At 70.0% G+C, this 11,213-nt stretch carries 10 protein-coding genes; 5 read left to right on the top strand and 5 right to left on the bottom strand.

Going from position 1 to position 11,213, the window contains the following annotated elements; all coding sequences use genetic code 11:
- Positions 1-216 precede the first annotated feature (216 nt).
- On the bottom strand, positions 217-696 hold the full coding sequence (locus EVS81_RS05760; RefSeq protein ID WP_130109543.1) for an Hsp20/alpha crystallin family protein: 480 nt from the start codon (positions 694-696) through the stop codon (positions 217-219).
- Between the two features lie 288 nt (positions 697-984).
- Between EVS81_RS05760 and EVS81_RS15765 the strand changes: the two genes are divergently transcribed.
- The 3 genes from EVS81_RS15765 (at position 985) to EVS81_RS05740 (ending at position 4,244) form a co-directional block, all read left to right on the top strand.
- Positions 985-2,775 carry a YibE/F family protein gene (locus EVS81_RS15765; protein WP_165384192.1) on the top strand — a complete coding sequence of 597 codons (1,791 nt, stop codon included), beginning with the start codon at positions 985-987 and terminating at the stop codon, positions 2,773-2,775.
- A gap of 9 nt (positions 2,776-2,784) precedes the next feature.
- Positions 2,785-3,468 carry a cyclase family protein gene (locus tag EVS81_RS05745; protein WP_130109541.1) on the top strand — a complete coding sequence of 228 codons (684 nt, stop codon included), beginning with the start codon at positions 2,785-2,787 and terminating at the stop codon, positions 3,466-3,468.
- A 149-nt stretch (positions 3,469-3,617) separates the two neighbouring features.
- The gene (locus EVS81_RS05740) at positions 3,618-4,244 is read left to right on the top strand and encodes a 1-acyl-sn-glycerol-3-phosphate acyltransferase (protein WP_130109540.1); all 627 of its coding nucleotides are present in this window, start codon (positions 3,618-3,620) and stop codon (positions 4,242-4,244) included.
- Between the two features lie 212 nt (positions 4,245-4,456).
- Here EVS81_RS05740 and EVS81_RS05735 read toward each other — a convergent pair whose 3' ends face one another.
- Together EVS81_RS05735 and EVS81_RS05730 are read right to left on the bottom strand one after the other, a co-directional pair.
- Positions 4,457-5,797 carry an MFS transporter gene (locus EVS81_RS05735; RefSeq protein WP_240740054.1) on the bottom strand — a complete coding sequence of 447 codons (1,341 nt, stop codon included), beginning with the start codon at positions 5,795-5,797 and terminating at the stop codon, positions 4,457-4,459.
- Between the two features lie 139 nt (positions 5,798-5,936).
- Positions 5,937-7,070 (bottom strand): 3-isopropylmalate dehydrogenase, encoded by a 1,134-nt coding sequence (locus EVS81_RS05730; RefSeq protein ID WP_130109538.1) that lies wholly within the window; start codon positions 7,068-7,070, stop codon positions 5,937-5,939.
- A gap of 182 nt (positions 7,071-7,252) precedes the next feature.
- Here EVS81_RS05730 and EVS81_RS05725 point away from each other — a divergent pair, with 182 nt between their 5' ends.
- Positions 7,253-8,743 (top strand): aldehyde dehydrogenase family protein, encoded by a 1,491-nt coding sequence (locus EVS81_RS05725; protein WP_130109537.1) that lies wholly within the window; start codon positions 7,253-7,255, stop codon positions 8,741-8,743.
- Between the two features lie 245 nt (positions 8,744-8,988).
- Complete coding sequence (locus EVS81_RS05720; protein WP_130109536.1) at positions 8,989-9,789, top strand: SDR family NAD(P)-dependent oxidoreductase; 801 nt, start codon at positions 8,989-8,991, stop codon at positions 9,787-9,789.
- 53 nt (positions 9,790-9,842) lie between these two features.
- Here EVS81_RS05720 and EVS81_RS05715 read toward each other — a convergent pair whose 3' ends face one another.
- Both EVS81_RS05715 and EVS81_RS05710 read right to left on the bottom strand, forming a co-directional pair.
- The gene (locus tag EVS81_RS05715; RefSeq protein ID WP_130109535.1) at positions 9,843-10,358 is read right to left on the bottom strand and encodes a PIN domain-containing protein; all 516 of its coding nucleotides are present in this window, start codon (positions 10,356-10,358) and stop codon (positions 9,843-9,845) included.
- 135 nt (positions 10,359-10,493) lie between these two features.
- Positions 10,494-10,928, bottom strand: a complete 435-nt coding sequence (locus EVS81_RS05710; protein WP_130109534.1) for an excisionase family DNA-binding protein — start codon at positions 10,926-10,928, stop codon at positions 10,494-10,496.
- Between the last annotated feature and the right edge of the window lie 285 nt (positions 10,929-11,213).

The raw sequence follows: 11,213 nt of genomic DNA, 5'->3' as shown, positions 1-11,213 counted from the left end.
GCCGCCGCTGCTCGTGGGCGGGCGTCCGCTGTGGGCCTCGCTGCTCGTGGGCGAGCGTGGCTGCTCGTGAATCAGCGTGGCTGCTCGTGAATCAGCGTGGCTGCTCGTGAGCGAGCGTCGCTGGGCCACGCGGCAGGCGCTCGCGTCGCCACGCACAGACGCGCGGAGCCCCGGAGAGAGGGATCCCTCGCCGGGGCTTCGCGCGTGGCGGCGGTGCTACGCCTGCGCGTTCTCGAGTCGGCGACCGTCGAGTCCCGCCGCGGTCGTGTCGCCCTGGGCGGTCTCTGCCTCGATCACCGGTCCGCTCGACACCTGCACCTTGCGCGGCTTCGCCCGCTCGCTCACCGGAATCGTGACGCTCAGCACGCCATTGTCGTAGCCGGCGGAGATGTGCTCGGTGTCGATGCCCTGGCCGAGACTGAGCTGGCGCAGGAAGCTGCCGGGCGTGCGCTCGCGCGTGATCCACTTCACGTGATCGTGGTCGGGCAGCGTGCGTTCGGCGCGGATGGTCAGCAGCTGGCCGTCGACGTCGATATCGACCGATCCGGGATCCATGCCGGGCAGATCGGCCGTGAGCACGTAGCGGTCGCCGTCGCGGTACAGATCCATCGGCATCTGACGGGGCCCCCGTGCGGGGCCGTCGAGCAGAGCGCCGGCGAGGCGTTCCATCTCTCGAATCGGGCTGTAGTTCGCCATCATGTCACCTTTCGTCTGGTCTCGTCGGAGCGCAATTGAAGTTGAGTGAAGTCGACTCAACGTGAAATCAGATTAGCACTCTCGGGTGGGGAGTGCTAAGGGGCGTTCGCTGAGGGCGAGCGCATCCGGGTGGCGTGGGCGAACTCCGCTCTCCGTGTGTTGCCGCCACCGCCCCACCGCCCCACCGCCCCGCCGCCCCGCCCCACCGCCCCACCGCCCCACCGCCCCGCCGCCCCACCGCCCGCGGCCCCAGGCCCGGAGCTGGTCCACGGATAGGATCTTCCTATAATGAGATGCATTATCGATACTTGGAGAGTGTGGTCGGCTCGGCTCTTTGGCTCGCGCGACCAGCCGGATCCCAGTCAAGGCGCCGATACGGCCTCGGCCGCCGAACCCCGGCTCGCCCCCGAACCCCGGCTCGACCCCGAACCAGGGGTCGACCCCGAACCCCGGCTCGCCCCCGAACCAGGGGTCGACCCCCTGGGCCACACCCGCACCCATCCCCCCAACCGCACCCAGCCCTACCCGCACGCCCAGCCCTACCCGCACACCCGGCCCGACGCTCACACCCACACCCGCCCGCGCGTGCCGAGCGGTGCGGTTGCGGCATCGCCGTCGGCGCGCGTCGCGACGCTCGGCCTGCTGCTCCTGGTGGCAGCGGCGACCGCTGGGGGACTCGTGGCGCTCTGGCCGAACGATTCCGACGTGGCGAGGGTGGCCGATCGCGCGATGTATGTGGCAGAGGGGGCGACCTTCGAGCGCGGCGAGGTGCTGCGCATCGAGGAGGGATGCGAGAGCGCCGCTTCCGGATTTCAGGCCTCCGAGGCCACCTGCTTGCGCGCCGGCGTCGGTCTGCGCTCGGGGCCGGACGCGGGCCGGTTCATCGACGTGCAGCTGCGCGGTGCGCTCGCCACAGCCGGCATTCGGCCCGGTGATCATCTCGAGTTGCTCGCCTACCCGCTCGACTCTGCCCCGGATCCGACTGCCCCGGATCCGACTGCCCCGGATCCGACTGCCCCGGATCCGACTGCCCCGGATCCGACTGCCCCGGATCCGACTGCCCCGGATCCGACCGGCGCAGACCCGACCGGCGCAGACCCGACCGGCGCTGATCCGACCGCCGCAGACCCGTCCGGCGCCGATCCCGCCCTCTCTGCGACATACGGGATCGCGCGGGGCTACGACGCCATGGGGGTGTTCCGGGGCTGGCAGCTCCTCGTGCTCGTGCTCGTGTTCGCCGCGGTGGTCGTGGCGGTGGGGCGCTGGCGCGGGCTGCTCGCCCTCGCGGCGCTCGGGGTGGCGGCGTGGGTGCTGCTCGCGTTCGTGCTGCCCGCGCTCGTGGCGGGCGGCCCGGGCCTGCTCGTCGGCGTCGTCGGATCGAGCGCGATCATGTTCGCCACCCTCTACTTCGTGCACGGCCCGAATCTGCGCACGACCGCTGCGCTCGTCGGAACCCTGTGCGGGATCCTCATCATGGCGGGCATCTCGCTGATCGCCGTGCAGGCCACCCGCCTGAGCGGGGTGGGCGACGAGGCCTCGGGTCAGTTGGCGGGGCTCGCGTCGCAGATCGACTTTCGCGGGCTGCTCAGCTGCGCGATCATCATCGCGGGCCTGGGCGTGCTGAACGACGTCACCATCACGCAGGCATCCGCGGTGTGGGAACTGCGCGCCGCGGCGCCGGCGATGTCGCGCCGCGAGGTGTACGCGCGCGCCATGCGCATCGGCCGCGACCACATCGCCTCGACCGTCTATACGGTCTTCTTCGCCTATGTGGGGGCGGCGATGAGCGTGCTCATCCTGCTGTACCTCTACGACCGTCCCATGCTCTCCCTGCTCACCCACGAGGACATCGTCACCGAGATCGTGCGCACCCTCTGCGGCAGTGTGGGGCTGGTGCTCGCCGTGCCGATCACCACCTGGGTGGCGGCGCTGCTGCTGCCCCCGGCCGACCATCGCTCCGCGCTGCCGGATCATCGCTCCGCGCTGCCGGATCATCGCTCAGCGCTGCCGGATCATCGCTCCGCGCTGCCGGATCATCGCTCAGCGCTGCCGGATCACCGCTCCGCGCTGCCGGAGTAAGCTGAGCGCGTGATCGACCTGAGCCACCCCATCGTCAGCGGCATGACGGTCTACCCGGGAGATCCCGGCGTGCGCGTCGACCCGGCGCTCACCGTCAGCGCCGACGGCGTCGCGGTGGCGCGCCTCGCTCTCGGATCCCACACCGGCACGCACGTGGACGCGCCCGCCCACACGATTCCCGGCGGGCGCACCGTCGACGCGTTCGACCTCGACGAGCTGTGCGGCGAGGCGCTGATCCTCGACGTCTCCGATCGCGCGGTCGACGGCACGCGCATCGACGCGACGGCGCTCGAGCTCGACGGCCTCGCCGAGGCACCGCCCATCGTGGTGATCCGAACGGGGTGGGATCGGCACTTCGACGCCCCTCGCTATCTGCGGCACCCCTACCTCGACGTGGCCGCTGCGGACCGTCTGCAGCGGCTCGGCATGCGCGTGCTCGCGATCGACACCCTCAGCCCCGACCGCACCCCGGCCGCCCACGAGACCGCCGACTTCGCCGTGCACGCCGTCGTGCTCGGCGCCGGCGGAGCGATCGTCGAGAACCTCCGCGGCGTGGAACAGCTCGAACCGCTCGGGAGCCGTGTGTGGCTCGGCATCTTTCCGCTGCCGCTCGCGGGCGCGGACGGGGCGCCCGCGCGCGTGGTCGCGGGGCCGCTCGGGGCGGGCGGGGCGTCCTCCGAGCATGCGGTCTGATCGGGGGAGCAGCCTGATCCCGGGGGCCCGGCCCGGCCCGGCCCGGACCGGACCGGCCCAGCCCCGGCCCGGCCTGATCCGCGGGCGGCCCTGCCCGATCCCGAGCGGCATATCCGGCTCGGCGCAGCGTACCCGCGTACGCTGAGGGAATGACTTCGCACTCCGCGCGCGCCGCCATCGCCCGCGTCTTCTGGCGCCTGTCGCCGTGGCGCCTCGCGCGCGAGACCGAACCGGTCGCCGGCCCGCGCATCCTCGTCGGCGCACCGCACACCTCCAATTTCGACTTCCTGCTGATGCTCGCCATCGCCTGGGACGCGGGCATGCGGATCCACTGGCTCGGCAAGCGCGAGCTGTTCCGCGGAATGGCGGGCCCCGTGATGCGTGCGCTCGGCGGCATCCCGGTGGACCGCGCGAACGCGAGCGGGGTGGTCGACGAGGTCGTCGCGCGAGCGCGTCGCACCGAGGGCTTCCTGCTTGTGGTCACCCCTGAGGGCACCAGGCGGGGAGCGGGGTGGCGCAGCGGTTTCTACCGGATCGCGTGGTCGGCCGGGCTGCCCGTCACCCTCGGGTTCGCCGATGGGTCCACGAGGACGGCGGGCCTGGGCCCGACCCTTGCGCTCACCGGCGATGTGGGGGCCGACATGGACCGGATCCGCGCGTTCTACCGTGACAAGTCCGGGGTGCGTCCGCAGTACCGCACGGAGCCCCGGCTGCACGACGAGGCCGGGCTCACCCGGCAGCTCGCGGAGGGCCGGGAGGGCCGGAAGCGCGACTGAGGGGTCGCACCCCCGGCGGCGCGAGGCTGCTGCTGCGTGATGCAGTGGGTGCCGCGGCCCAGCGCGCGTGCCCTCGTACCCGTCGAGATCCCGAATCCTGCCGCCCAGCGCGGTGTCGCGCGACGGAAATCGGGATCTCGACGGGGTGCCGGGGAGAGAGAGGAGCAGATCAGGGGGAGTGCAGGAGAAAGGAGGAAGGCGCACCCCCGGGATCAACCCGGCAACGAGGGATGCCGCTCGCCCGTCGGCTGCTTCGGGATGAGCAGCGAGAGCACGAGCGCGATCACCCCGGCCGCGATCGCCAGCCAGAAGCAGACCTCGAAGGCCTCCCGGCTCGGCACCGCGCGCCCCTCGAAGTCCGTGCTCATCGCAGCGAGCACCCCGCCCATCACGGCGGAGGCGCTCGACGTGCCCACCGAGCGGAAGAGCGCGTTGAGGCCGTTCGACGCACCCGTCTCGTGCGCGGGCACGGAGCGCATGATGATCATCGGCATCGCTGCGAAGGTGAAGCCGATCCCGATCCCGATGAAGATGTTCGCGGCGAGGATGTGCCACACCTCGCTCGACCACAGCAGCACGAAGACGTAGGCGAGCACGATCGCCGCCGTGCCGCCGGTGAACAGCGGGCGGGGTCCGATCGTGCGCTCCAGCCAACCCGACAGCGGTGAGATCACCATCATCACGAGGCCGGCGGGCATCACGATGAGGGCCGCCTGCATCATGTCGAGGCCGAATCCGGATCCCGAGGCCACGGGCAGTTCGAGCATCTGCGGGAATGTGACGTTCGACGAGAACAGCGCGAAACCCATGCCGATCGCGGCGATGTTCGTGAACAGCACCGCGGGGCGCGCGGCCACGCGCAGATCGAGCAGCGGATCCGTCGCCCGTAACTGATACCAGCCCCACAGCAGCAGCACGATCACGCCGCCGATGCCGCAGCTCAGCGTGAGCGGAGCGCCCCAGCCCCACTCCGCTCCGCGCGAGACGAAGAGCAGGATCCCGGTGAGTCCGAGCGCGAGCCCCGCCGCGCCCAGCAGGTCGAGGCGGCCCGCGGTGCGCAGCACATCGCCCGGCACGAAGAGCGCGACGAGCGGCAGGCCGACCGCGCCGAGCGCCGCCGCCAGCCAGAACAGCGCGTGCCAGTCGGTGTGCAGCGCGAGATACGCGGCGATGGGCATGCCGAGGGCGCCGCCCACGCCCATCGTGGCGCTCATGAGCGCCACGGCGGTGCCCAGCCGCTCGGGCGGCAGCACGTCGCGCATGATGGCGATCCCGAGCGGAATCACTCCGGTCACGGCGCCCTGCAGCGCGCGGCCGATGATCACGCCGACGATCGACCCGGCGACCGCGGCGATGAGCGAACCCGCGACGAGCAGAGCGAGCAGCACCAGCACCACGCGCCGCTTGCCGTACATGTCGCCGAGACGACCCGAGATGGGCGTGGCGACGGCGGCGACGAGCAGGGTGATCGTCACCACCCAGGTAGTGTCCTCGCGCGAGGCGTGCAGCAGTTCGGGCAGCTCGGCCTGCAGCGGCACGACGAGGGTGAACATGAACGACGAGCAGAGCCCCGCGAAGGCGAGCACCGCGACGGTCGCCCAGCGCGGCGGGGTGCGGGAGAGGCGCCGTCTGGCCTCCTCGTCTCCGCTCTCCACCCGACCAGGCTATCGTGCTGCGGCGCGGGGCGACGGGTTACGACAGGCGCGAGGGCGCGAGCTCCGCGAGCACGCCGAGCAGCGAGTCGGGCACGAGCCCGGCGTCGGTGCGCCCGTCGCGCACGAGCTCGGCGACTCTGGCGCCGATCTCGGAGGTGGTGGCACCCATGCCTGCCCCGGCGAGCGCGGGCAGCGCGCCGAGCACCTCGACCGTGGCGGCCTCGACCGCCCGGGCCGCCTCGCCCTCGCCGAGGTGGCCGAGCATGAGGGCGAGCGAGAGGATCGCCCCCGCCGGGTTGGCGAGGCCGGTGCCTGCGATGTCGGGGGCGGAGCCGTGGATCGCCTCGAACATGCTCGGAGCGCTGCCGTCGAGGTTGAGGTTGGCGCTCGTGGCGACGCCGAGGCCGCCCTGGATGACGGCGCCGAGGTCGGTGATGATGTCGCCGAAGAGGTTGTCGGTGACCACGACGTCGAAGCGCTCGGGGGTGAGCGGCAGGTGGAAGCACATGGCGTCGACGTGCACGTAGTCGACCTCGACCTCGGGGTAGCGCTCGCCGACCTCGGCGACGACCTGCTGCCACAGCTGACCGGCGGCGACGAGGATGTTGGTCTTGTGGCACAGGGTGAGCCGCTTGCGGCGGCCGAGCGCGAGGCGGAACGAGAAGTCGACGACGCGTTCGATGCCCGCGCGTGTGTTGAGCGACTCCTGCATGGCGACCGCGTGCGGCGTGCCGGCGTGCACCGTCGAGCCGCGGCCGACGTAGGCGCCCTCGGTGTTCTCGCGAACGATCACCATCTCGCAGCGCTCGGGGGAGAGGTCGGCGATGGGCGTGGGCACGCCGGGGTAGAGGCGCACCGGGCGCACGTTCGCGGCCTGCTGGAAGCGCTGGCGCATCTCGAGGATGAAGCCTCGCTCGAGGATGCCGGGGGTGACCCGGGGGTCGCCCATGGAGCCGAAGAGGATCGCATCGTTGCCGCGCAGCTGCGCCTCGACCGCGTCGAACAGCTCGCCGGTCTCGAGGTAGTGATTGGCGCCGGCGGCGAGCGTGCTGCGTTCGGTGGTGAACCCGTAGCGCTGCTCTGCGGCGTCGAGCACCTCGAGTGCGCACGCGACCACCTCCGGGCCGATGCCGTCTCCCGGCAGTACCGCGATCGCGTAGCTCGTCGTCATGTTCGATCCTTTCGGGGCGTTCGGCCGCTCGCGCCTTGGAGATGGGCCTGTGGTGAACTATATTAAATGGTAAGACCACTCGGCGCGAGGGGAATGAGCCGCATCGTCGCGTTCGCCGCCCGACCGTCGTTCAACCGTCGCTCATCGAGCCCGACCGACGTTCATCCATCAGGGGAGCCGCCATGACAGACGCACTCGACCTCATCGCACCCGCCGGGGCCCTGCCGATCGGCACCGGGTGGCGCGAGACCGGCGCGTTCTCCGAGATCGTCTTCCCCTTCGACGGCAGCGTCATCGGCCGCGCGCCCGTGAGCGGCGCGGTCGACTCCCGCGACGCGCTCGACGCGGCCGAAGCGGCCCGGCCCGAGGTGGCGGCGCTCACCACGGCGCAGCGGCGGGCGATCCTGGTCGACCTCGCGGCGCGGATGCGCGAGGAGGCGCAGCGCCTCGAAGACCTGCTCGTGCTCGAGACCGGCAAGCCCCGCGTCGACTGCCGCACCGAGGTGAATCGCACCGTGGTGACGCTCGAGGCGACCGCGGAGGAGGTCTCGCACATCCACGGCGAGACGGTGCCGCTCGACCTCCAGGAGCTCGGCCGCGGCATGATCGGGTACTACACGCGCAAGCCGGCGGGCATCGTCATCGGCATCGCCGGCTTCAACTACCCGCTGCTGCTCGCCACCCACAAGCTCGCGCCCGCCATCGCGGCGGGCTGCCCGGTGATCATCAAGCCCGCGCCCAACACGCCGCTCGCCACGATCGAGCTGCTCGCGATCACCCGCGAGATCCTCGCCGCCCACGGCGTCACGGCGGCCGCGGCGCAGCTCGTCAACGGCGACCCCGTCGTCGGCGAGACGCTCGTGCGCGATCCGCGCGCCCAGGTCGTGTCGTTCACCGGATCCGCGAAGATCGGGCACCTCATCGCCCAGCAGGCGGCTCCGCGCAAGGCGGTGCTCGAGCTCGGCTCGAACACCGGCTTCATCGTCGCCGCCGACGCCGACCTCGAGGCGGCCGTCGACGCCGTGCTGCGCGGTGGCTTCTACGCCAACGGGCAGGCCTGCATCTCGGTGCAGCGGGTGGTACTCGAGCGCGGGATCGCGCAGCGCTTCACCGAGCGCCTCGTCGAGCGCATGGGCGAGCTGGTCTTCGGCGACCCCCGTGACCTCGAGACCAACGTGGCGCCCGTCATCAACGCCGCGTCGGGCGAGCGCATCCGCGCCATGATCGAGCGGGCGGTCGCCGCAGGGGCGATCCTGCTCACCGAGGGGCCGAGCGCGGGCGACGCGGCCGGTGCGGCCGGTGCGGCCCACCTCGCGCCGATCGTGCTCGGCGACGTGCCCGCCGACGTCGACGTCTGGTGCGAGGAGATCTTCGGGCCCGTCGTCTGCCTCACCACGGTCGACTCCGTCGACGCGGCGATCGACCTGGTCAACGACTCGCGCTACGGGCTGCAGGCCGCGATCTACACGGCGTCGCTCGAGAGCGCGTTCGCGGCGATCGATCGCCTCGAGGTCGGCGGGGTCGTGGTCAACGAGATCCCCGGTTTCCGCTCCGACATCATGCCCTACGGGGGTGTGAAGGACTCGGGGATCGGCCGCGAGGGCCCGCGCTTCGCCATCGAGGAGTTCACCGTCACCCGCATGGCCATGATTCGCCCGAGGGCTCGAGGCTGAGCCCCCGCCCGTCCCCACCCGTCATCCTGCGTGCGTGGAATGCTGAGGCGGAACGCGTCAGCGTTCCGCGCATTCCACGGTGGCGCTATTGCGCCAAGCGAGTCGCAGGATCCACCCCCACCCCACCCCCACCCGTCATCCTGCGCGAGCGAAGCGAGTCGCAGGATCCACCCCACCCGTCCCCGTCATCCTGCGCGAGCGAAGCGAGTCGCAGGATCCACCCCCGCTCACCCCAGGAGACCCGCATGAACGCCCCAGCCCCGATCGACTACTCCCGCCTCTTCCGGCTCGACGGCCGCACCGCGGTCGTGATCGGCGCAGGCAGCGGCATCGGCCGCGAGGCGGCGCACGCGCTCGCGGCGCAGGGCGCGCACGTGGTGGTCGCCGACTACTCGCGCGAGAGCGCCGAGGCGACTGCCGCGCAGATCTCGGAGCTGGGGGGCGTCGCCGAGGCCTACGAGCTGAACGTGCTCGACGACGACGCGGTCGAGGCCGCGGCCGAGCGCTTCGGCACCGCCGCTGCGCTGGTCTTCACCGCGGCGACGAACGTGCGCAAGCGCATGGACGACTACACGCTCGACGAGTTCGACCGCGTCGTCAATCTGAACCTGCGCGCCTCGTTCCAGCTGATCCGACGCTTCGGCGCGCGATTCGCGGCGAACGGCGGCGGCTCGATCATCGGCTTCGCGTCGATCCGCGCTCAGGTGGTCGAGCCCGGCCAGGGCGTCTACGCCGCGACGAAGGCGGGCCTCGTGCAGCTCGCCAAGACGGCCGCCGCCGAGTACGGCCCGCAGGGCGTGCGCGTCAACGTCGTCGCCCCGGGCGTCGTCGAGACGCCGCTCACGGCGCAGATCAAGGCGAACGACGAGTGGTACGGCGCCTACGCGCAGAAGGCCGCGCTCGGCCGCTGGGCGCGCCCCGACGAGCTTGCCGGCGCGGTCGTCTACCTCGCCTCGGATGCGTCGTCGTTCGTGACGGGATCCACGCTCACCGTCGACGGCGGCTGGACCGCGATCGACGGCCGCTTCACGCCGCCCGCCTGCTGAGCGAGCGCCCGTCGGTTGAGCGAGCGCGCTATTCGCGTCCGGGCATGCACGCCTCAATGAGAAGCAGCGGGTGTCAAACGAGTTGCGATGTCATGGGTGCTTTCGCCAAGCGCCATCCGCTCTACATGCTGTTGAACGCATGTCGCGAACGTCGAGCATCCCGCGGCTGTCAGCCCTTCGACGAGCGTTAGGCGGCTGCCTCGTTCTGTAAAGTACTTCACCTGCCTGACGATTACGGCATCGATCAAGGAAGGTGCGTTTTCGGCAATCAGCGAGAAGAAGGAATCTGCAGTGTGGACTTCATAGGGCAACTCGTCCGGCTCGATGTCTCCGAAACCATTGTCATCTGTAAGCAGGTACTTCGCCTGGCAACCAACTGCTGCCGCGTGAACATGACGATCATGCTCGTCCGTACCAGGGAAGTCCACGTCTCCTTTGAAAGAGTCGATGATGTCGTTCAGGGACTCCTCGATAAGTAGCCGCTTGCGGGAGACCACATCCCCATCCACCAGGGGCTTCCGTTTTCGGAAGTGGTACATCGCCTCCGTCAGGCTGTCCTGAGAACTCACTAGTGTGAACATGCCGCCCCGCGACTCCAACTTCATAAGAAAGAGCCAGTCGCACAGGGTTTTTGAGAACAAGATATTCGCGTCAACGAAAACTATGGGAGGACGCACAGGATCCAGGATACCCGCCTAGCAGAGTTAGCTGTCGTCATCCATGGATAGGAGTTCTTCGATAGCGGCATTCTGAGCAGCTTCTCGCTTCTCTCTCAATGCAACAACCTCGCTGTGGCGGAGCCGGTGGTGTGATCCCACCATGGTGGATCGAAGCTCACCTTTGGCAATAAGTTTCATCAAGGTGGTTCTGCTCACCCCAAGGGTGTCAGCCGCCGTGGAGGTTGTCAGTGTTTCAGGGAGGGTTTGGACCGCCAGCTCACCCCCTTGAGCGACGCGAGAGAGTACGTGTGCCATGAGTCCCGCGATGTCGCCGGAGATTTCGATGGAGCGACCAGTGGAAGTCCTGAGGGTGAATGCTTCAATTTCTTCGTCGCCGACGGTGCTCAGGGCTTCGGACGCGTGTGTGCGAAGCTCGTCATCAACAAGGAGCGATCCGCGGGTCGCTAGGACGGCCGACATGAGATGCCTCTTTCACGGAGTTGTAAGATCTTTTCTTTCAGCAAGGGTGTTACTTATATCTGAACCCTAGCTGTTGGGTGGGGAAATGTCCACTTGTGGGAAACGCTGGGGAGCTTCGAGAACCGTCCTGTCGCTCATCTCATCCAGTCCCTATGCTTGGCCTTGGGTGTGGGGCTTGAAGGCTGGTCCGTGTCGGGGCGAACGCTTGACGAGTCGTTCTTCAGTTGCTTCGTTCGCTCAACCGGTAGGCCGGCCAAACCCAGGTCCCGGGATTTCGACTCCTCG

It is taken from the genome of Leucobacter triazinivorans, from assembly GCF_004208635.1.
Classification (GTDB): domain Bacteria; phylum Actinomycetota; class Actinomycetes; order Actinomycetales; family Microbacteriaceae; genus Leucobacter; species Leucobacter triazinivorans.
This window is presented reverse-complemented; position numbering and strand designations above follow the sequence as displayed.